This window comes from Sphingomonas mollis (assembly GCF_016427505.1).
Classification (GTDB): Bacteria; Pseudomonadota; Alphaproteobacteria; order Sphingomonadales; family Sphingomonadaceae; genus Sphingomonas; species Sphingomonas mollis.
On the sequence record NZ_JAELXS010000005.1, the window covers coordinates 240,590 to 262,631 of the forward strand.

General features: G+C 65.6%; 11 protein-coding genes. 8 read left to right on the forward strand and 3 right to left on the reverse strand.

Going from position 1 to position 22,042, the window contains the following annotated elements:
- Positions 1 to 105: 105 nt before the first annotated feature.
- Positions 106 to 969, forward strand: a complete 864-nt coding sequence (gene motA / locus JAO74_RS10850; protein WP_199037789.1) for a flagellar motor stator protein MotA — start codon at positions 106 to 108, stop codon at positions 967 to 969.
- 20 nt (positions 970 to 989) lie between these two features.
- Entirely contained in the window at positions 990 to 1,898 is a 909-nt protein-coding gene (locus JAO74_RS10855) for a flagellar motor protein MotB (RefSeq protein WP_199037791.1), read from the forward strand.
- 335 nt (positions 1,899 to 2,233) lie between these two features.
- Here JAO74_RS10855 and JAO74_RS10860 read toward each other — a convergent pair whose 3' ends face one another.
- A complete protein-coding gene (locus JAO74_RS10860; RefSeq protein WP_199037793.1) occupies positions 2,234 to 2,734 on the reverse strand; it encodes a Ros/MucR family transcriptional regulator in 501 nt (166 codons plus the stop codon).
- 539 nt (positions 2,735 to 3,273) lie between these two features.
- On the opposite strand from JAO74_RS10860, the gene JAO74_RS10865 reads away from it, so the two are divergent.
- From JAO74_RS10865 to JAO74_RS10875, 3 genes are all read left to right on the forward strand, one after another.
- On the forward strand, positions 3,274 to 6,204 hold the full coding sequence (locus JAO74_RS10865; RefSeq protein ID WP_233150887.1) for a TonB-dependent receptor domain-containing protein: 2,931 nt from the start codon (positions 3,274 to 3,276) through the stop codon (positions 6,202 to 6,204).
- A gap of 74 nt (positions 6,205 to 6,278) precedes the next feature.
- Positions 6,279 to 9,395, forward strand: coding sequence for a glycoside hydrolase family 2 TIM barrel-domain containing protein (locus tag JAO74_RS10870; protein WP_233150888.1), 3,117 nt, complete (start codon positions 6,279 to 6,281; stop codon positions 9,393 to 9,395).
- Complete coding sequence (locus tag JAO74_RS10875) at positions 9,392 to 11,671, forward strand: S9 family peptidase (RefSeq protein ID WP_199037795.1); 2,280 nt, start codon at positions 9,392 to 9,394, stop codon at positions 11,669 to 11,671. Before JAO74_RS10870 ends, JAO74_RS10875 begins: the two co-directional genes overlap by 4 nt.
- A gap of 68 nt (positions 11,672 to 11,739) precedes the next feature.
- Here JAO74_RS10875 and JAO74_RS10880 read toward each other — a convergent pair whose 3' ends face one another.
- Together JAO74_RS10880 and JAO74_RS10885 are read right to left on the reverse strand one after the other, a co-directional pair.
- Positions 11,740 to 14,034: a hypothetical protein gene (locus JAO74_RS10880; RefSeq protein WP_199037797.1), complete on the reverse strand. Its 2,295-nt coding sequence runs from the start codon at positions 14,032 to 14,034 to the stop codon at positions 11,740 to 11,742.
- Complete coding sequence (locus tag JAO74_RS10885; RefSeq protein WP_199037799.1) at positions 14,034 to 16,754, reverse strand: DUF5695 domain-containing protein; 2,721 nt, start codon at positions 16,752 to 16,754, stop codon at positions 14,034 to 14,036. The genes JAO74_RS10880 and JAO74_RS10885 overlap by 1 nt, the downstream gene beginning before the upstream one ends.
- A 108-nt stretch (positions 16,755 to 16,862) precedes the next feature.
- On the opposite strand from JAO74_RS10885, the gene JAO74_RS10890 reads away from it, so the two are divergent.
- From JAO74_RS10890 to JAO74_RS10900, 3 genes are read left to right on the forward strand one after another with little or no spacing between them, the layout of a single operon-like run.
- Positions 16,863 to 19,214, forward strand: a complete 2,352-nt coding sequence (locus JAO74_RS10890; RefSeq protein ID WP_199037983.1) for a glycoside hydrolase family 127 protein — start codon at positions 16,863 to 16,865, stop codon at positions 19,212 to 19,214.
- Positions 19,211 to 20,236, forward strand: a complete 1,026-nt coding sequence (locus JAO74_RS10895) for an Ldh family oxidoreductase (protein WP_199037800.1) — start codon at positions 19,211 to 19,213, stop codon at positions 20,234 to 20,236. The genes JAO74_RS10890 and JAO74_RS10895 overlap by 4 nt, the downstream gene beginning before the upstream one ends.
- On the forward strand, positions 20,233 to 22,014 hold the full coding sequence (locus tag JAO74_RS10900) for a DUF885 domain-containing protein (RefSeq protein ID WP_199037802.1): 1,782 nt from the start codon (positions 20,233 to 20,235) through the stop codon (positions 22,012 to 22,014). The genes JAO74_RS10895 and JAO74_RS10900 overlap by 4 nt, the downstream gene beginning before the upstream one ends.
- Positions 22,015 to 22,042 lie beyond the last annotated feature (28 nt).

Sequence of the window (22,042 nt, forward strand, 5' to 3'; positions counted from 1 at the left end):
TTATAGGCGCCCTGCCCGCCCGATGGTAACGGGTTGGCGAGGAAATGCGGTTAATCCTTGGCCGACAAGCCGGGACACGCCCGGCGCAACCGGGAAAAGCGTTTCATGTTTCCTGCCATCGGCCTCGTCGTTCTGCTCGCCATGGTGTTCGGCGGCTTCGCCATCACCGGCGGGGCGCTCGGCCCCGTCATGCATGCCATTCCACACGAAATGCTCATCATCGGCGGTGCTGCCGCCGGTGCGCTCATCATCGGCAATTCGGGCAAGGAGCTGAAGGCCGTCGGCGGCGGTTTGGGCAAGGTGTTCAAGGGACCGAAGTACAAGAAGCAGGATTATCTCGACACGATCTTCCTGGTGTCAAAGCTGATGAAGATGCTGCGGATGGAAGGGCCGATCGCGCTGGAACCGCATGTCGAGGACCCGCAATCCTCCGCCGTCTTCGCGGAATATCCCAGGCTGCTGAAGGACCATACGCTCATCAACCTGATCGCCGATACGCTGCGGCTGGTCGTGGTGTCGTCGGGCACGCTGGACGTGCATGCGGTCGAGGAGGTGATGGACCATGCGATCAAGACCCATCATCACGAGGTCGAGGGGCCGCACACCACGCTGAACAGCCTGGCCGATTCGCTGCCCGCGCTGGGCATCGTCGCGGCGGTGCTGGGCATCGTGAAGACGATGGGATCGATCGACAAACCGCCGACGGTGCTGGGCGAGATGATCGGATCGGCGCTGGTCGGCACGTTCATGGGCGTGCTGCTCGCCTATGGCATCGTGTCGCCGCTGGCGGGACGGCTGAAGCAGGTGATCGATGCCGATGCCGCGATCTACGACGTGGTGAAGCAGATCATCATCGCCTCGCTGCACGGCCACCCCCAGCCGCTGGTCATCGAATCGGCGCGCGCCGGCATCCAGCACCGGAACCAGCCCGGCTTTGCCGAGGTCTTCGACGGGCTTCGGGGTAAGTAACGTGGGGGGCAAGTAGGGCGATGGCGAAGGCTGCACCGCACGGGGCGAACGTTCCGCCCAAGGTGATCGTCAAGAAGATCTATATCGAGGGGCATGGCGGCCATCATGGCGGCGCATGGAAGGTGGCCTATGCCGATTTCGTGACGGCGATGATGGCGTTCTTCCTGCTGCTCTGGCTGCTGGGTGCGACGACCGAGAAACAGCGCAAGGGCATCGCCGACTATTTCGCACCGACGCTGATCGACACGCATGCGATCGGCATGGGCGGCAGCGGCGTGCTGGGCGGCGAATCGCTGATGTCGAACAACAAGCTGGGGCCGAAGGCCGCCGCCGCCGCGATCGCCACGGTGGGAATGCCGACGAATCCCGTCAAGGGCGGGCCGCAGGCGGGCATGGGCAAGAAGGGATCGCTGCGCAGCAGTCCTGCCAGCCGGGCCGAGGACGCCAAGTCGTTCGAGGAAACCCGCCGTCAGGTGATTGCACGGATCATGAAGTCTGCCGATCTCGCCAAGCTGGCCAAGCATATCCGGTTCGTCCGGACATCGGAGGGGATGCGGATCGACCTGGTCGACGATGCCGATTATTCGATGTTCGCCAGCGGCACGACGACGCTCGACACGCGCGCGGCCGAACTAATCGGCATGATCGCCGGATCGATCCGCAGCACCGCCAATCCGATCATGATCCGCGGCCATACCGACAGCGTGCCGTATGGCGATCCGCGTGCCATGAACAACTGGATGCTGGCGACCGGCCGGGCGGAGGCGACGCGGCGGCGGCTGGCGCTGGGTGGCATTCCCGAGAGCCGGTTCGAACGGATCGAGGGCGTCGCCGACCGCGAGCCGATGATCGCCGACAATCCCGGCGATCCGCGCAACCGGCGGGTGGCGATCACGCTACTGTATCGGCGGACGACGTTCGGGCAATAGGCGCGGACGGGTCGGCGGCGGTGGAAAGTCGCTAAAGTCACACCTCCCATGCGCGCGCGATCGTGCGCGGGCGCACGCGCGCGCGAGCATTATAGAAGCGCCGGAACCGGCGGTGAGAAAGAGCAGGTCCAGTCCGCATAATCGATATGGGAGTGTGTAGGACAGATGTTTCGACATCGCAGCGACGGCAGATGGCGCGAACCACCCTCACCCCTCCGCGGCTTTGCCACTCCCTCCCTCTCGCGGTGGGAGAGGGATAGAATGCGAAAACGCCCGCCGGGAAATGTCCCGGCGGGCGTTTTCATGTCCGGCGGGCGACGACGTGTCGCCAGCCATTATTCGGCGGCGGTGGTTTCCGCCTTGCGACGACGCGGGGCGGCGGCGGGTGCGGCCTCCTCGGTCTTGCGTGCGCCGGGCTTGCGACCCAGGCCGATCTTCTTGGCCATCGCGCGACGGCTTTCCGAGTAATTCTCGGCAACCATCGGGTAATCGCTCTTCAGGCCGTAACGCTCGCGATATTCGACGGGCGTCATGCCGTTGGTCGACAGATGGCGACGCAGCGTCTTGTACGGCTTGCCGTCGATCATCGAGATGATGTGATCCTTCGACGCCAGCGACTTGCGCACGCTGACCGCCGGCGTGTAATCGCCTGCCGGCTCTGCCACGACCGGTGCCGCAACGCCGGTGCCGAGCAATGCCGAGACGGTCTCGTGCATCTTGCCAAGGAACGCAGGCACCTCTTCCGCCGAAATGCGAGTGTTGGGATTACCCAGCCAAGCAATGGTCAGCTCGGTCGCCAGTTCCACTGCATTGTTCTCGTACGTATCGTCAGCCATCGATAAACTCCTTCTATGCGGCGACCCGTAGCGCCAAGATACGTGGCGTCAACCGATCACGGATGCCTATCGCACAACTATTATTTACGTCTGGTGAGCAACCGGCGACTGAAAGCCGATGTTGTTGCGGCCTGCATGGCCACCGTCGATCCCCATACGCAAAGGAATTTCCGTTGCGATGATGGGATAAGAACGGATCGGCCCTAATTGATATTAAATATGATGGAAAATCAATCGCCGTAGGGAACCGCGTCACTTTACCGCCGGTGTGCGATCTGATCCCGTCATCTTGCACCGATGATCCATATGGCTGACGATGGTCACCGACCACCCTGGCCAGCCGAACCTATGCTGAAATTCGGTTGTTCCAGCATTTTATCCCTGTCTGCCGTGTCATTTTTCCCGCACGAAAATGCTCGTATGCCTTTGCTCGGCATAACTTGTTGTCTTTTTTCAGCGGCTTAGGTCATCGAATATTTCTTATTGCGCATTTCGTATAATATATTCCATGATGCTCACAACAATATTGGGGGGCATCCATGACGAATCGTACCATCCGGCTTCTGCAATCCACCGCGCTCGCCGGCATGATCGCCGCGTTCGCCGTGCCGACTGCGGCGCAGACCGTAACACCGGACCCGGCCGTCGGTGCGCAGGAAGGGGCCACCGGTGACGACAACATCACCGTGACCGGATCGCGCCTCGTTCAACCAGGAATGCAGAGCAACAGCCCGATCACCGCGATCGACGCGGCGGAAATCCGGTTGCAGGGCGCGACCAACGTCGAGAACGTCCTGAATCGCCTGCCGCAGGTAACGCCGGATGCGAACCAAAACGTATCGAACGGCGCCGATGGCACGGCAAAGGTCAATCTTCGCAATCTCGGTAACAACCGAAATCTCGTTCTGGTCAATGGTCAGCGCTTGCTGCCGATCCAGGCGACCGATCTGAACTTCATCCCGTCTTTTCTGGTCGACCGGATCGACGTCGTCACCGGTGGTGCATCGGCGGTTTATGGTTCCGACGCGATCTCCGGCGTCATCAACTTCGTGCTGCGCGACGATCTGGACGGCATTCGCGGCGATGTTCAGTACGGATTTTCCAATCATCGCAACGACAATGCCGCGCGCCGGTCCCTGATCGCATCAAGCGGCTACCAGAACGCGCTGCCCTCCCCGGTCGATGGTCAGCGGTTCGATGCCAATCTGGCGATCGGTTCGAATTTCGGCGATGGCAAGGGCAACGTCACCGCCTATTTCGGGTATCGTGACGTGAAGCCGATCCTGCAGGCCAATCGCGACGTGTCCGCCTGCGCTTTGGACCCCGCGCCCGGCAATGCCGGTTATGTCTGCGGCGGATCGAGCAACAACGAATTCGGCCTGTTCCAGCCGCTGACCGGTCCCAGCGCGGGGTCGCGCCTGAACAACACGCGCGATGGGGCAAAGACCTGGGTTCCGTACAACAGCACGTTCCGTTACAATTACGCGCCGCTGAACTATTTCCAGCGCAACGATACGCGCTTCACCGCCGGTGCGTTCGCGCATTACGAAGTGGTGCCGGCGGCCGAAGTCTATGCCGGCGTGATGTTCATGGACGATCACACCAACTCGCAGGTCGCACCGTCCGCCCTGTTCCAGGGTTACACGTACACGGTGAACTGCAACAATCCGCTGCTTAGTGCGCAGCAGGGCAATCTGCTATGCGGCGCGAATTACGGCAACGCCGCCGTCTCGCAGGACCTGTACATCGGGTATCGCCCGGTCGCCGGAGGGGCACGGCCGCGCCGCGACGACCTGCGCCACCGCGATTACCGCGTGAACGGCGGCGTGCGCGGCGAGATCGCGGAGGGCATCCGGTACGACCTGAACGGACTGTTCTCCAGCTCCGTCCTGACCGAGAACTATCAGAACGATATCGATCCCGCCAAGGCGAACCGGGGCCTGCAGGTCTTGAACGTCAACGGCGTGCCGACGTGCAAGTCGGTGGTCGATGGTTCCGATCCCGGCTGCGTTCCGCTGAACGTCTTCCAGTATAACGGTATCAGCGACGCCGGATTCAACTACATCTACGCGCCGACCTTCACGCGCGGTGTCGATACCGAGACCGTGCTGAACGGCGCGGTCACGGCCGACCTGACTTCCTATGGCATCAAGAGCCCGTGGGCGGAGAACGGCATCGGCATCGTGCTGGGCGTCGAGCATCGGCGCGAAACGCTGAAGTTCACCGCCGACGCGCTGGCCCAGCAAAAGGGCACGAAGGAAAGTCAGGGCAAGTTCAACGTCACCGAATTCTTCAGCGAAGTCCGCGTGCCGATCCTGTCGGACATGCCGTTCGCGCAGGAATTGTCGCTGACCGGCGGTTATCGCTATTCGAAGTACAGCACCCGCGACAAGGGCATCTCCACCTACAAGGGCGAGATTTCATATGCCCCGGTCGCCGACCTGCGACTGCGCGCCAGTTACAACCGGGCGATCCGCGCACCGAACATCACCGAGCTGTTCGCGTCCCAGTCGGTTAACAACATCGCGGCGCAAGACCCTTGCGCCGGCATCGTCGACAACGACCCGAACACCGTCTCTCCCACTGCAACGGCGGCGCAGTGCGCTCTGACCGGCGTCACGGCGGCGCAATATGGACGGATCATCGACTGCCCGAGCGAAGTTTGCAGTGCCCAGTTCGGCGGCAATCCTGCCCTGAAGCCGGAGGAAGCCGATACCTACACCGCTGGTGTCGTGCTCGAACCGCACTTCATCCCGCGTCTGTCGCTGTCGGTCGATTACTTCAACATCAAGGTGAAGGATTACATCAATTCGATCCCCGTCTCGCTGACGATCGAACAGTGCATCGCGACTGGCGATCCGTTCTTCTGTTCCCTGTTCAAGCGCGATACGCGGACGGGAACGATCTTCGGCGATCAGGGCTATGTCATCTCGACCACGCAAAATACGGGATCGCTGAAGACGTCGGGCATCGACGTCGGTGCCAGCTATGGCCTGCCGACCGCTATCGGCCGGTTCGATACCCAGTTTACGGGGACATGGCTGAATGACCTGGTCACGGAGTCTCTGCCCGGACAGGGTTCGTATGATTGCAAGGGCCTGTTTGGGCCGACTTGCGGCCAGCCCAGCCCCGAATGGCGTCATCAGGCCCGCCTGACCTGGACCGATCCATCGAAGTTCGGGTCGATTTCGCTCAACTGGCGCTATGTCGGCGCGACCAAGCTGGCGTTCAACACGAACGCGTCGGCCCTTAATGCCAAGCTGCCTGCCTATAGCTATTTCGATCTGGCGCTGACGGCGACCGTCCGTGAGGGCGTGACCCTTCGCGCCGGCGTCACCAACCTGCTGGACAAGGACCCGCCGGCGATCGCGCAGGGTCTGCTGGCGCTGTTCGGCAACGGCAACACCTATCCGGGTGTCTATGACGTTGCCGGTCGCTCGTTCTTCTTCGGGTTGAGCAGTCAGTTCTGACGACGGGTTGCATGAAGGGTCGGCGGGTAGACGATGCCCGCCGACCCTTTGTCGTTTCATGTTCAGGAGTGAAGATGCCGCTCATCCGCCGATCGATCCTGTCGCTGGCGCTGTTGTCCAGCGCCGTGCCGGCCATCGCCCAGACGCCGATGGTGGCGGAATGGGAGCGGCCGGAGGTGATCCGCGAAGGGGCGGAGCCGATGCACGCGACCTTCGCCGGGTTCGACACGCGGGACGCGGCATTGCGGGGCGATGTGGCCAAGGCACGCTATCACCTGTCGCTGGATGGCGACTGGCGGTTCCGTCTGTCGCCGACGCCGGAGACGCGGCCGGTGGATTTCCATCGCCCCGATCATGACGTGAGCGGCTGGGGCATGATGAAGGTGCCAGGCATCTGGCAGGCGGAGGGGCATGGCCGGGCGGTGTTCGTCGGCAGCGGTTATCCCTTTCCGCGCAACCAGCCGAAGATCGATCATGCGCTGAACGAGGTGGGATCGTATCGCCGCGATTTCGTGGTGCCGGCGGACTATGCGGGGCGGCGGCTGTTGCTGACGATCGGTGCGGCGGGGGCGGCTTATTATGTCTGGGTGAACGGACAGCGGGTGGGCTATTCCGAGGACTCCAAGCTGCCGGCAGAGTTCGACGTCAGCCGCTATGCGAAGCCTGGCCGCAACACGATCGCGATCGAACTGTATCGCTTCGCCGATGGCAGTTATCTGGAGGATCAGGATTTCTGGCGCGTCAACGGCATCGAGCGCAGCGTCACGCTGTACGCCGCGCCGGCGACGCATATCCGCGACATGGAGGTGAAGGCCGGACTCGACGCCAGCTATCGTGACGGGCAACTGGGTTTGCGGGTCGATATGGCAGGTGCGCCGCGGGCGGTGTCGGTGCGGGCGACCTTGCTCGATGGCAAGCGTGTGGTGCTGACGCGCGACGGGACGCCGGATGGGGCGCGCAGCGTCGTGATGAGTGGCGTCGTGCCGGCGGTACGGGCGTGGACGGCGGAGACGCCCGATCTGTACACGCTGCTGGTCGAACTGCTCGACGATCAGGGCAAGGTGATCGAGGCGACCAGTCGCCGCATCGGGTTCCGCACCGTCGAGATCGCGGACGGCGAGGTGCGGGTGAACGGCAAGCGGATCATGATCCGCGGCGTCAATCGCCACGAACATGATCCTAAAACATTCCGCATCGTATCGGAGGCGACGATGCGCCGCGATATCGAACTGATGAAGGCGGCGAACATCAACGCGGTGCGCACGTCGCATTACCCGAACGATTCGCGCTGGTACGATCTCGCCGACGAATATGGCCTGTACGTGATGGACGAGGCCAATATCGAGAGCCACGGCTATCTGAGCCTGTCGCAGCAGAACGATAACGATCCATCGGTGCTGCTCGGCAACGACCCGACATGGCGGGCGGCGCATCTCGATCGCGTGCAGCGGATGGTGGAGCGCGACAAGAACCACCCGTCGATCATCTTCTGGTCGCTGGGCAACGAGACCGGCATCGGTTCCAGTTTCGAGGCGGCGGGCAAGTGGGTGAAGGCGCGCGATCCGTCGCGGCTCACCAGCTTCCTCGGGTGGAGCATGAGCAACTGGCGGCATCCGGTGAACGATTACGTCGATATCTTTGCGCCGATGTACGACGATGTCGAAAAGATGGTCGATTACGCAAACGCGCCGGCGTTCACCCAGCCGCTGATCCTGTGCGAATATGCGCACGGGATGGGCAACAGCCTGGGCGACATCGACGGATACTGGCGCACGATGCGCGCGCACCGGAAATTGCAGGGCGGCTTCGTGTGGGACTGGGTGGACCAGACGATGCTGCTGACGGACAAGGCGGGGCGGCCCTATTGGGGGCAGGGTCTGGACTTCGATCCCGATCCCAAGGCGCCGGGCGTGCATGGCGACGACAGCCCGGTCGGCGATGGCGTGATCCAGTCGGACCGGACGCCCGATCCGGAATATTATGAGCTGGCCAAGGCGCAGTCGCCGATCGCGTTCGAGCGGACGGAGGGCGGCTATCGCATCATGAACCGCCACGATCATATCGACCTGTCGCGGTTCACGCTGGACTGGACGATGATGGAGGACGGCGTCGCGGTGGCGCGGGGCGCGGTGCCGATGCCGGCGGTCGCGGCGGGGGGCAGTGCGGCGCTGCCGCTTGCTTTGCCGGCGGCGAAGGATGGGAGCGCCGAGCGCATCCTCGTCCTGCGCGCACGGACGAAGGTGGGGGCGGTGCCGATGTTGCCGGCGGGGCATGTCGTGGGCTGGGAGCAGTTCGCGCTGACGCCGCCGCGTGCCTTGCCGGCGCCCGCCCCCGGTGCGGTCGCGGCGACCGAGGCGGACGGCGTGTTGCGGCTGGCGGCGGCGGATGCGGTGCTGGAGGTTGACGCGGCGACCGGTCTGGTCCGTCGCTATGCGCGCGGCGGCACGACATTGCTTAGCGGCGGCGCGCCCGATTTCTGGCGGGCGCCGACCGACAACGATATCGGTGCGGGCGTGCCGAAGAGCCATGCGATGTGGAAGGTCTTTTCCGAAAACCGCCGCGTCGATGTGATCGCCCGGGAAGGCGATACGATCGTCGTCGATCACGACATGGGCGTCGGTTCGGTGAAGACGCAGACGCGCTGGACGATGGCGGGCGATGGCAGCGTGCGGGTGACGGTGAAGTTCGATCCGTTACGCGCCACCTTGCCCGATCCGCTGCGCGTCGGGCTGGCGTTCGAGACGCCGGCGGCGCTCGACCGGATACGCTGGTACGGGCGCGGGCCGCATGAGACCTATCCCGATCGCAAGACGAGCGGGTTGATCGCGGAGTGGAGCGGTGCGCTGGCGGATCAGTATCACGATTATGCACGGCCGCAGGAGTCGGGGGCGAAACAGGATGTGCGCTGGATCGCTCTGACCGGGGGCAACACCGGCGTCCGTATCACCGGGGCGCAGCCCTTGTCGGTCAATGCGCTGGCGTTTCCCTATACCGATCTGGCGATGAAGCCGCCGGGACAGGCGCACAGTTCCGACATCCGCCCGCATGGCAACGGCACATTGCTGATCGATGCCGACCAAGCCGGAGTGGGCGGCGATACCGGCTGGAATCTGGATGGACGACCGCACATGCCGTATCGCATCCCGTTGAAGCCGCTGACCTATAGCTTCACGATCGGCGCGGCGAAGTGAGGGCCGCGCTTGCCCTCGCCCTGTTGCTGACGGCGACGCCGGTTGTCGCGCAGACCGTGGCGGAGCGGATCGACCGGTCGCTGGCGTTGCGCGAGCAGTGGCAATGGCTGACCCGCGATATCGCCTCGCCCGCGCAATGGGACGGGGACGGGCGGCATTTCCATTATCGCAAGACCGTGACGGGCGGCTTCGCGTTCGTCGATGTCGATGCCACGACAAAGGCGAAGCGCGCGGCGTTCGATGCGACCGCGATCGCCGCCGCGCTGGCGACGATGACGGGCAAGCCGGTCGATCCGGTGCGGCTGCCGTTCGATCGTTTCGATTATGCCGATGCGCGTGCCGCGATCGTGACGACGATCGGGGACCGGAAGATCCGCTGCACGCTGACCGCACCCGTCTGTGCGCCGCTGCCGCCCGAACCCGAAGCGCGCCCGCGCGGGTTCGGCGTGGTGCGCGATCTGCGCGTGCCGGCGGACAACCATCCGCGCCGATCGCCGGACGGGAAGTGGGAGGCGCTGGTGATCGACGACAATCTCGTCGTGCGCGCCGCCGGCGGCGGCAAGGAGGCGTGGCGCAGTCAGGATGGCAGCCCGGCCGATTTCTACGACCCGGAGACGATCGCCTGGGCGCCCGATGGCCAGCATATCGCGCTGCACCGTGTCCGCCCCGGCTTCGCCCGAATGGTGACGCGCGTCGTCGCCGCGCCCGAGGGCAAGGTGCAGCCAGAGGTGGTGCAGCAACTCTATCCCAAGCCCGGCGATGCGGTGGATCAGGAGCAGCCGGTGCTGTTTGCAGTGGCGGACGGCAAACGCATCGACGTGGCGAATGCGCTGTTCCCCAACCCCTATTATCTGTCCGCGCCGACCTGGCGGAAGGACGGCAAGAGCATCCGGTTCGATTATCTGCGCCGTGGGTTCGGACAGGCGCGGATCGTCGCGGTCGATGCCGATACCGGCGCGGCGCATGTCGCGGTCAGCGAGGACCCGAAGACCTTCGTGTTCCGCGACGCGATCTATAGCCATGACGTGGGCGACCTCGGCCGCGAGATCGTGTGGACGTCGGAGCGCGACGGCTGGCGGCATCTGTACCTTGTCGATGGCGCGACCGGCCGGGTGAAGACGCAGATCACCAAGGGCAAATGGATCGTCCGCGACATCGCGAAGGTGGACGATACGAAACGCCGGATCTGGTTCTCCGCCAGCGGCGTCGTGCCGGGTGAGGACCCCTATTACAAACACTGGTTCCGCGTCGATTTCGACGGTCGTCATCTCGTCCGCCTGACGAAGGAGAACGCCACGCACGAACTGCGCTTCTCGCCCGATATGACGCGGTACGTCGATGTGTATTCGCGCACCGACCTGCCCGAGACGAGCGAGTTGCACGACGCCGCCGACGGCCGCCTGATCGCGACGCTGGAAAAGGGCGATATCACCGCGCTGACCGCCGCCGGTTTCCGCCCGCCCGAACGCTTCACCGCCAAGGGGCGCGACGGCACCACCGATATCCATGGCCTGATCGTCCGGCCGCGCGATTTCGATCCCGCCAGACATTATCCGGTGATCGAGAACATCTATGCCGGCCCGCACGACAGCTTCGTGCCCAAGGCGTTCTGGCCGTTCGGCTATTTCTCCGGCGGCGACAAGGTGATGGGGATGCAGCAGCTTGCCGATCTCGGCTTCGTCGTCGTGATGATCGACGGCATGGGGACGGCGAACCGGTCGAAGGCCTTCCACGATGTGGCATGGAAGAACATGGACGACATGGGCTTTCCCGATCGCATCGCCTGGATGAAGGCGGCGGCGGCGAAGGACGCGTCGATCGATCTGACCCGCGTCGGCATCTATGGCGGATCGGCCGGCGGCCAGAACACACTGAACGCGCTGCTCTTCCATCCCGACTTCTACAAGGCGGGGATCGCCTATGCCGGGTGTTTCGACAACCGGATGGACAAGATCGACTGGAACGAACAGTGGCTCGGCTGGCCGGTGGACCAGAGCTATCTCGATGCGTCGGGCGTCGTTCATGCCGGCAAGCTGCAGGGCAAGCTGATGCTGGTGGTGGGCGAACAGGATTCCAACGTCGATCCGGCATCGACGATGCAGGTCGTCGATGCGCTCATCAAGACGGACAAGCAGTTCGAGTTGCTGGTGATCCCCGGCGGCGAACACACCGCCGGCCGCACCACCGGGCCGGTGCCCTATGCGATGCGGCGGCATTATGATTTCTTCCTGCGGACGTTGCGCGGGGAGGGTGTGGCGGACTGGAACACGCGGTAATTCCGGCCACCCTCACCCTTCCGGCGCTGTGCGCCTCCCTCCCTCTCCCGGTGGGAGAGGGGAAAGGTTCAGGTCGTTCGGGCGATGATTTCGAACCGTCCGCCGGTGCGGGCGTCGATGGTTATCGTGTCGCCGGTCAGTCGTACCGGGCGTCCGTTTACCGTTGCGGACAGCAGTCGCACGGGTAGTCGGAACCGAACGCGGGCCGATGCCGGCCCCTGTGCGCCGAACGACACGGTCGCGGTCGCTTGTCTGGCGGCGGTATCGAACCGCGTGGCATAGTCCACCCTGCCCCAGCGCGTCGGTACCTGTTTCAGCGCGATTTCCTTGCCCGAAGCGAACCATGCGCGGGGCAGGCCTAGCCCGAGGTCGAGGCGATCGGCATCGTCGTCCTCGATCGCCAGCATCCAGCGAACCAGCAGCGGGATCGTCAACTGCGCCGGCATGCAGAACAGCGGCAGGTCGCCGTCGATGCCCGACACTTCGCCCGCCACCCAGCTGCCGGGCAGGTGCGAGTGGAACCGGTGCGAATGGAGGAACAGCAGATATTCCTCGATCCGCCCCAGCCGTAGCAGCGCACGCGCATGGCCGTAGGAGATGAAGCCGAGCTGATCGCGATGCGTGTCGTTGGCGGGCGCGAAATTGGCGGTCACGCCGATGCATGTGCCGCCGTGCCCGCGCACGCAATCGGCGATCAGACCGGCCAGATCGGCGGGCAGCACATCGGCTTGCAACAGTTCGGCATAGACGCGGTGCGACCAGCCCTGTTCGCTGGGTTTGCCGGTCGCCAGCGCCTGACGGAACGTCCCCTCGGCACCGGGTAGCGGGCCGAGATAGGGGGGCTTCAGGTCGCGGCGCACCTCCTGCCGGATGCGGCGGACCAGATGCCCCTCCAGCCGGTTGGCGCGGCGTGTCCAGTCGTCCGCCTCGGCACGGCTGCCCAGTCCCGGCCAGACCCGCGCGATGTCGCGCCAGCCGCGTACCGCCCATGCGCTGTTGTTCCAGTATGGCTTCCACCAAAGGCTCGGGTCGGGGTGCAGGCACGCGTCGGATTCGCTCCAGCCGTGCAACAGGCCGTGGCCGCGATCCGATGCGGGAAGCGCCAGTGCCTGATCGTGGAGTTCGGCGAGGATCCGGGCGGTGGCGACGACCTTGTCCTTGATCCGCGCGATCGTGGCGATGTCGCCGGTGTAGCGCAGGTAGCGGGCGATCAGCGAGAGCGTCAGGCCGAATTGCGGCACCTCCGGTCCGCGCATGTCGACCATGCCGTCGTCGCCGACGAAATCGTCGAAATATTCGTCCAGCACCGCTTTGGCCTGCGCGAACCGGCCCCATTCCAGATTGGCGTAGAGCGAGCTGGTGAAGATATCCTGGAACCCGTCATATTCCGGGCCGACATAGTCGCGATCGACGACGCCGTATTTGGGATAGGTGCCGCCCGGTCGCACCACGATCTCACGCGCGAAGGCATGGGCGACCATGTCGGGATAGACCGGGTCGGGCAGCGCGACGGGCGCCAGATCGGCCAGTTCCGCATGCCAGACCTGCGCGAAGCGGAGCAGCGCGCGGTAGAAGGCCTCGGCGGTCGGATGCGGGCGACGGGGCGGGAACGCGGCATAGCTGTGGCCATAATGCACCTCGGTCACGCGGCCTCGCTCGACCCGCATCGTGCGGTGCCATGTCTGCACCAGCAGCGGATCGTTCGCATCGACATCGGCGAAGACGATCAGGTCGTACCAGGCGGTGGCGGAGATCGGGATCACCTTGTGCACCGCCGGCAGCCAGCCGCCCAGCATCCCCTCGAACCGGGTCTTCGCGCCCTCGTCGCCGGACAGCGCGGCAAAGGCGTGTTCGGGGCGATAGCCACGGGTGCGGCCGTTGGGGAACACCGGCATCGTGTCGCCGGCCTGACGCGTGCCGACGAAGGTCGTCCATGGCAGGCGGGCGCCTAGCTTGTCGGGATCGAACCGCGATCCGCTTGGCGGGGCGGCGGCGCACACCTGTTCGGGATCGGGATCGCCGCCGCCCGCCAGCAGCCTGTCGGCGAGCAGATCGGCATCAGCCAAAGCGATCGCCTTCAGGTCCAGCCCCAGCCAGACGGGCGTGGCGGTGGCATGTGCCGCCTCGGTCCGCTTGGGCAACAACACCGCCTCGCCGCCGCGGACGAGCGCCAGCATCCCGTCGCGGGTGGTCAGATCCTCGCGCACCTCCCATGCGCCGTCATCGGTGGTGAAGCGCGCGACGACCGGCAGGGCGGCGACGTCGGCCGACAGCGGATTGAGCGGCAGCGCGGCGGTCCGTGCGGCGAGCGGCGTCGCGGCGGCGGCGATCGTGCCGCCGGCGAGGAACTGGCGACGGTCCATCAGCGGGGTGCCAGCGTGATCGTGGTCGGCGCCGCACCCAGTGCGATGGTCGTAGCACCTCGTTCCACGGTGCCGCGATCGGGCGTCCATGCCACCCCGCCGGCGGGTGCCTCCACCGACAGACGTGCGACGGGGGTCGAGGTGGTGGCGGGGTCGAGGGTCAGTTCGATCCGCTGCGTCGCGGGCAGATAGCGGGCGCTGGCGATCTTGCCGGCGGCCAGCGTGATCCACTGGCCGGCGGGCGCCACGAACAGGCGGCTGCGGGCGCCGTCATGCGGGACGATGTCGATCGCGCCATCGCGCTCGGTGGCCGTGCCGCCGAAGCCCAGCCAGCCGAACACCGGATGCCGCACCAGATAGGTCGCCGCGGCATAGGCATGGCCGAAATACCCCATGCCGTAATCGCCGCTATAGGCATCCCATTTCATCATGTCGGGTTCGGAATGGAACGCGGCGGAAGCGAAACCTTCGCGATCGACATTGGTGATGCCGCCCATAAACCCGCCATAGGCGACGCGGAGCAGGTGCAGGTCGGCCGGGTCGCGGCGATAGGCGTCGAACAGCGGGACCGCGTTCAGCGCCGATCCGTAATGATGAAGCTGGCGTTCGATCCGCTTCACCTTGCCGCCGTAGAGGAAGTCCCAATAGCGGCGGGCATTGCCATTATAGCCCCAGTGCGGGATGGTCGGGTCGTAGCCCAGGATCACCTCGCTCGTGATCGCCGCTTCCTTCGGATGATCGAAATAGCGCATCCACGCATAGACTTCGGGCTGGCCGGTCGAATCCCAGGCCATCTCGCTGCCGAACGGATAGGCGAGCGTGCGCCAGTGGTCGGCGCGGGCCTTCATCAACGCCTCGACCTCGGTGGCCTCGCGCGTCATCCCCTCGCGCTTCAGGTCCATGAGGATTTCGAGGAAAACCTCGCCCTCCATCTGGCCGAACTGCGCGTACTCGGGAGCGTCGCGTATCATCGCGACGGTCGTCTTTTGTGCCCAGCCCAGATACCAGCGCCAGTCGTGGCGGGTGACGAGGCCTGGGTGATTGCGGGCGAGGCGATAGAGCACCCAATGCCCCGCCGCGACATGCGGGTAATTATACGACCGGCCGAGATCGCCCGCCTGTTTCGCATTCCATGATGTCCAGGCCTGCCAGTCGGTCGCCGGGTCGTAATAACCGGCGAAGGTCCTGGGGTCGTACCAGAACAGGCTCTTCTTCACGCCGCCGGCGTGCGGGCCGTCGGCGACCTGCAACTTGCCGAGCACGGTTTCGTCGACCATGCGTTCCAGCTTCGCCACCTCGACGGAATCAGGATGGTCGAGCTGCTTCATCATCGCTGCGACCCATGCACCGGCGCCGCCCTCGTCGCTCATGCCGGCGATCCAGACGCGCTGTTCCTGCGTCAGGATCTTGTCGGCTTCGCGGTCGTAACTGAGGATCGCGGGCGCGCGGTGGAACGGGTCGCGGGCGTCGTCGAACCATTGCCGCGTCGTCGCGAACCGACCGAGATCGGCGGACACCTGCGCCAGTGGCTTCGTCACATAGTAATGTACGGTCTGGACGCTGCCATCGGCATAGGTGATCGCCACGCGGGCGCGGCCCCAGCCCTTGCCCGCGACACGATACCGCGCCCAGCCGGCGGGACCGGCGACGCGGGTCAGCGTCATCGCGTCCACGGGGGAGATGGCGATGCCGGTGATCGCTTGCCGCGCCTTCACGAACAGGTCGGCGGGGCTGTCGGTGGGGACGACATAGCCGGGGATGCCGATCGCCAGCGGCCGGCCCTGCGCCGCCAGCGTCGGTTCGATCGCGTGGATCGTGGGGGCGGCGACGAAGCGGACACCGACCGTCCGCTGCGCGCCGGGGGCCAGCGTTATGCCGGTCGGCTCGTTCCACGGCGCACCGGCATCCTTCGCCTGCGTCATCCCCTTCGACGCGACCATCCAGTCGTAGAATCCCTCGGCGGTCTGTTCGCGCGAGGTGCGGTCGGTGAAGAGGTCGCCGGCGGGCGCCTTGCCCGCCAGACGGATGATCCGGTACGCCTCCAGCGGGGTCTGGCGTTCGGGCAGGACCAGCAGCGCCGGGCCCTTGCCGTTCAGCCGCGTGACCTGCACGTAACCGCCGTCGCGGCCGATATAGGGATCGGCGAAGCTCGCCTGCGCATGCGCCTGTTCCAGCGTGCGATCGGTGATGATGTTGTCGAACACCATCGGCAGGCCGAGCGCGCCGATCTCGACCGGCTGGGTGCCGCGATTGACGAAAGTGAAGCGCAGCGCCAGCGTGCCGCCTTCCCTCACCCACGCCCGCTCGATCGTGATCGGCAGCATGTCGCCCAGCATCGCGCGGGCCAGCACCGGGCCGCCTGCGGGCAGGATACGGACATGGCCGTGATCGCTGGCGGAAGCGTAATCCCGCCATGCGCCTTCGGCGACGCGGAAGCGGAGGTGAACGTCGCCGACCTGTACGAAGCCGTCGCCCTGCCGTTCGCCGGCGCGACCACTGGGAACGAAATCGAAGGCGGGATCGGTCGAGGGCGACAGCTTAGCCAGCGTCTGCGTGTCGTGACGCAACGCCACCGCGAAATCGCCGACGGTGAAACGATCGGCGGCCGGGGCCGCCACGGCGGGCTTGTCCGCCGCCGGCAGCGCCGGGCCGATCGCGGTCGCCGCCAATATGATCGCGACGGCCGATACCCGCCTGTTCCATCCCTGCGCCTGTGCCATCGTTTGCTTCCCCCGCCGTTTCCGCCAATGCATCGTTGACTCATCAGCCTATCACCGTATCGTATACGGTATTCTTTGGAGATAGAAATGTCGATCGGTCGCCGAGACATGCTAAAATCCGGGGTCGCGCTGCCCCTGTTCGCCCTGCCCGCCGGCGCGGCGCGGGCGCTGGGCACGGCGTTGCCGGCCAGTGCCAGGCCGTTCCCGCTGTCGGCGGTCCGGCTGCGGCCGTCAGACTATGCGCATGCGGTCGAGGTTAACAGGGCCTATCTGCTCCGGCTCGACGCCGATCGGCTGTTGCACAATTTCCGCGCCTTTGCCGGGTTGCCGACCAAGGGCAAGATCTATGGCGGGTGGGAAAGCGATACGATCGCCGGCCATACGCTGGGCCATTATCTGTCCGGGCTGGCGCTGACCCATGCGCAGATCGGCTGCACCGATTGCGCCACCCGCGCGGCGTACATCGTCGACGAACTGACGGCGTGTCAGACCGCGAACGGCGACGGCTATGTCGCCGGCTTCACGCGCAAGCGGAAGGACGGGACGATCGTCGACGGGAAGGAGATATTCCCGGAGATCATGCGCGGCGACATCCGGTCGGCCGGGTTCGACCTGAACGGCTGCTGGGTGCCCTATTACAATTGGCACAAGCTCTACACGGGGCTGTTCGACGTGATCGATCATATCGGACCCAGTGATAAGGCGATGGCGATCGCCACGGGTCTGGGCGGATATATCGAGAAGGTCTTCGCTGCGCTGAACGACGATCAGGTGCAGGTGATGCTCGCCTGCGAGCATGGCGGCCTGAACGAGAGCTTCGCCGAACTATATGCGCGCACGAAGGACCCACGCTGGCTGAAACTGGCGGAACGCATCTATCATAAAAAGGTGCTCGACCCGCTGACCGCGCGGCAGGACGAACTGGCGAACATCCATGCCAATACGCAGGTGCCGAAGCTGATCGGCCTCGCCCGGCTGTACGAGATCACCGACCGGCCGGATTACCAGACCGCCGCGCGATTCTTCTGGGAGCGGGTGACGAAGCATCACAGCTACGTCATCGGCGGCAATGCCGATCGCGAGTATTTCGCAGGTCCGGACACGATCGCGCAGCACATCACCGAACAGACGTGCGAGCATTGCAACACGTACAACATGTTGAAGCTGACCCGGCATCTGTTTGCCTGGGCGCCGGACGGATCGCTGTTCGACTTCTATGAACGGGCGCACCTGAACCACGTGATGGCGCAGCAGGAGCCGGTGAACGGCGGCTTCACCTATATGACGCCGTTGATGAGCGGGGCGAAGCGCGAATATTCGGCGCTCGACGGCGAGGAGTTCTGGTGCTGCGTCGGCACGGGCATGGAGAGCCATGCCAAGCATGGCGAATCGATCTTCTGGGAGGGGGGCGATACGCTGTTCGTGAACCTCTACATCCCCGCCGACGCGACATGGGCGGCGCGGGGGGCGACGCTGACGCTGGACACCGCCTATCCGTTCGAGGGGCTGTCGACGCTGACGATGACGAAGCTGGCGCGGGGCGGGCGTTTCCCGGTGGCGTTGCGCGTGCCCGGCTGGGCGAAGACCGCTGAGCTGTTCGTCAACGGCAAGCCGGTCGAGGCGGCCCGCGCCGGCGGCTATGCGATCGTCGAGCGCAAGTGGAAGGCGGGCGACGCGGTCAGCATCCGCCTGCCGCTCGACCTGCGGCTGGAGGCGACGCCGGGCGATGCGCAGACGGTGGCGGTGGTGCGCGGGCCGATGGTGATGGCCGCCGATTTGGGCCGCGCGGACGGCGATTGGGACAAGCCCGATCCGGCGATGGTCGGCGGCGACCTGCTCGCCCGCTTCACACCGATCGCGCCGGGGGCGGCGCAGTATCAGACGGCCGGGCTGATCCGGCCGGGCGACCTGACGTTCGTGCCGTTCTATCGCCAGTATGACCGGCGCAGCGCGGTGTATTTCAAGCGCTTCACCGATGGCCAGTGGGTGGCCGAGGAAGCGGCGTTCAACGTCGAGCAGGCGCGGCGCAAGGATATCGCCGCACGGTCGGTCGATGTGATGCATCTGGGCGAGATGCAGCCGGAACGCGACCATGCGCTGACGTCGGAGATTTCGTACCCGGTCACCTATCGCGGCCATACCGGTCGCGATGCGCGCACCGGCGGTTTCTTCGAATTCACGATGAAGGTGCGGCCTGGTCCGCTGATCCTGCAGGCGACCTATTGGGGGGACGAGGGCAAGCGGACGTTCGACATCATGGTCGATAACCAGCGCGTGGCGACGCAGACGCTGGACCGGAGCCGGCCGGGCAGTTTCTATGACGTGGACTATCCGCTGCCTGAACCGCTGACGCGCGGCAAATCACAGATCAAGGTGCGCTTCGTGCCGCATGACAAGAACACCGCCGGCCCCGTGTTCGGCGTGCGCCTGTTCACCGCCAAACCGGCTGTCGCGGCATGAGCGACGACCGGGTCCACATGACGCTGGACGAGGTACGCGATTTCGCGCGCGCTATCCTGACCCGCGTCGGCCTTGCCCCCGATCATGTCGGGGCGGTGGCCGAGACGATGGTGGCGGGCGAGCGCGACGGTTGCGGATCGCACGGCATCTATCGCCTGCTGGTCGCCGCGCACAGCGTGGCGACGGGGGTGGTCGATGCGCACGCGACGCCGGTGCTGACGCGGCCCGCGCCCGCCATCCTGCGCGTCGATGGCGGCGGCGGTTTCGCGCAGTTGGCGTTCGAGACGGGGCGGCAGGCGCTGGTCGATACCGCGCGGACACAGGGGCTGGCGGCGCTGGCGCTGAACAACGTCGTCCACTTCGCGGCGCTGTGGCCGGAGGTCGAGGCGCTGGTGGCCGAGGGGCTGGTGGTGATCGCGGTTACGCCCAGCCATGCATGGGTCGCACCGGCGGGGGGTACGAAGCCGCTGTTCGGGACGAACCCGATCGCGTTCGGCTGGCCGCGCCCCGGCGGGCGGCCGTTCGTGTTCGACTTCGCCACCAGTGCGGTGGCGCGCGGCGAGATCGAGCTGCATCGTCGTGCCGGTCGCCCGGTCCCGCCCGACTGGGGTTACGATGCCGAGGGTCAGGAGACGACCGAGGCGGCGCAGGTGCTGGCCGGCGCGATGCGAACCTTTGGCGGGCACAAGGGATCGGCGCTGTCGGCGATGGTCGAACTGATGGCGGGGCCGATGATCGGCGACCTGACCAGCCGCGAATCGATGGCGCGCGATGGTGGTCGCGGCGGATCGCCGATCGGTGGCGAGTTGATCCTGGCGATCGATCCCGCCGGCTTTCTGGGCGATGCCGCCGCCGACGAGATCGCGCGGGCGGAGGCGCTGTTCGACGGGATCGAGGCGCAGGGCGCAAGGTTGCCCGGTGCCCGCCGTCACGCCGCCCGCGCCGTCAGCCTGACCGAGGGTGTGTGGGTATCGAAGCAGTTGATCGCCGATATCGAGAATGTCGTGAAGGAAAACGCATGATCCGTATGACGTCCGCGCTGGCGCTGATGGTCGCCACCCTGTCCGCGCCCGTCGCGGCGCAGACCGCGCCGGTGGCCCCTGCGCCCTCCCCCGCCCCCTCACCCGCCGACACGAAATTCCGCGCGCTGTCGGATGCGGAATATACGTGGCGGCGGACGCTGTGGCCGTCGGACGAGAACACGCCGAAGGGCGAGCGGCGTGGCCTGCCCGATGTCGGTCCGGCGATGCAGGCGACCAAACTGAAACGCTGGACCGAGACCGCCGCGGCGCTGGCGGCGATCGATCCCGCGACGCTGTCGCCGGCCGCGCGCGCGGATTATCAGGTCTATCGCGTCCAGATCGACGCGCTGCTCGCCGAACAGAAATTCCGCGATTTCGAAAAGCCGCTGAACGCCGACACCAGTTTCTGGATGGAGGTGGCCGGGGCCGGTCGCGATACGTATCGCACCGCCGACGATTACCGCCACTACCTGACGATGCTGGCCGATGTGCCGCGTTATTACGACCAGCAGATCGTCAACATGCGGGCCGGCCTGAAGCGTGGTCTCACGCCGCCGCGCGTGACCCTGCAGGGACGCGACATCGGCGTGGCGCAGGTGGTGGATGCCGGCGGTGGTGAGGGTTCGCCCTTCTATGCGCCGTTCAAGACGATGCCGGCGACGATCCCCGCCGCCACGCAGGCCGCGATGCGCGCGGAGGCGCTGAAGGCGATCGCGGGCGGTGTCGTGCCGGCCTATGCGAAACTGCTCGCCTTCCTGCGTGCCGAATATATCCCCGGTGCGCGCACCGCGTTGGCCGCGTACGACCTGCCGGACGGCAAGGCCTATTACCGGTCCAAGGTCAGCGAGTATGTCACCCGCGATCTCAGCCCCGATCAGATTCACGCCATCGGTCTGGCCGAAGTCGCCAAGATCAAGGCGCGGATGGGCGATGTGATGCGCGAGGTGAAGTATCAGGGCGACCTGCCCGCCTTCCTGAACTTCCTGCGCACCGATCCGCGATTCTATGCCAAAACGCCGCAGGACCTGCTCGACCGCGCGGCGTGGATCGCCAAGACGTTCGACGGCAAGGCCGACGAATGGTTCGGCCATCTGCCGCGCGGTCGCTTCGCGATCAAGCCGGTGCCGGCGGATGTCGCGCCGTTCTACACCAGCGGGCGCGGCGGGCCGGGCATCTATCTGGTCAACACCTATGATCTGCCGTCGCGGCCGCTCTATTCATTGCCGGCGCTGACGCTGCACGAAAGTGCGCCGGGGCATGCGTTCCAGATGCCGCTGGCGCTGGAGCTGACCGACCTGCCCGCCTATCGCCGCGATACCTATATCTCCGCCTATGGCGAGGGATGGGCGCTGTATTGCGAGGCGCTGGGCGAGGACATGGGCGTGTACGAGACGCCCTATGACCGGTTCGGCATGCTGAGTTACCAGATGTGGCGCGCGGCGCGGCTGGTAGTGGATACGGGCATCCATGCCAAGGGGTGGACGCGCGAACGGGCGCAGGCCTTCCTGCGCGATAATACCGCGCTGTCGAACCACGAGATCACGACCGAGGTGGATCGTTACATCGCGTGGCCGGGGCAGGCGCTGAGCTATTATATGGGCGAGCTGACTTTCCTCGCGAACCGGGCGAAGGCGGAAAAGGCGCTGGGCGAGAAATTCGACATCCGCGCGTTCCACGATGCGATGCTGGCGCTGGGATCGGTACCGCTGCCGATGATCGACGAGCGCACCGATCGCTTCATCGCTGAGGGTGGCAAGGGGCCGTATCCGCTAAAATAGCCCTTCGGCGAGATGACGATCTATCCCG

Excerpts from the sequence above, each read along its gene's own strand:
- JAO74_RS10900 (WP_199037802.1), top strand. The coding sequence starts at position 20,233 with ATGATCCGTATGACGTCCGCGCTGGCGCTGATGGTCGCCACCCTGTCC.
- JAO74_RS10895 (WP_199037800.1), top strand. The coding sequence starts at position 19,211 with ATGAGCGACGACCGGGTCCACATGACGCTGGACGAGGTACGCGATTTC.
- JAO74_RS10860 (WP_199037793.1), bottom strand. The coding sequence starts at position 2,734 with ATGGCTGACGATACGTACGAGAACAATGCAGTGGAACTGGCGACCGAG.
- JAO74_RS10880 (WP_199037797.1), bottom strand. The coding sequence starts at position 14,034 with ATGGACCGTCGCCAGTTCCTCGCCGGCGGCACGATCGCCGCCGCCGCG.
- JAO74_RS10885 (WP_199037799.1), bottom strand. The coding sequence starts at position 16,754 with ATGGCACAGGCGCAGGGATGGAACAGGCGGGTATCGGCCGTCGCGATC.
- JAO74_RS10855 (WP_199037791.1), top strand. The coding sequence starts at position 990 with ATGGCGAAGGCTGCACCGCACGGGGCGAACGTTCCGCCCAAGGTGATC.
- JAO74_RS10865 (WP_233150887.1), top strand. The coding sequence starts at position 3,274 with ATGACGAATCGTACCATCCGGCTTCTGCAATCCACCGCGCTCGCCGGC.
- JAO74_RS10890 (WP_199037983.1), top strand. The coding sequence starts at position 16,863 with ATGCTAAAATCCGGGGTCGCGCTGCCCCTGTTCGCCCTGCCCGCCGGC.
- JAO74_RS10870 (WP_233150888.1), top strand. The coding sequence starts at position 6,279 with ATGCCGCTCATCCGCCGATCGATCCTGTCGCTGGCGCTGTTGTCCAGC.
- motA (WP_199037789.1), top strand. The coding sequence starts at position 106 with ATGTTTCCTGCCATCGGCCTCGTCGTTCTGCTCGCCATGGTGTTCGGC.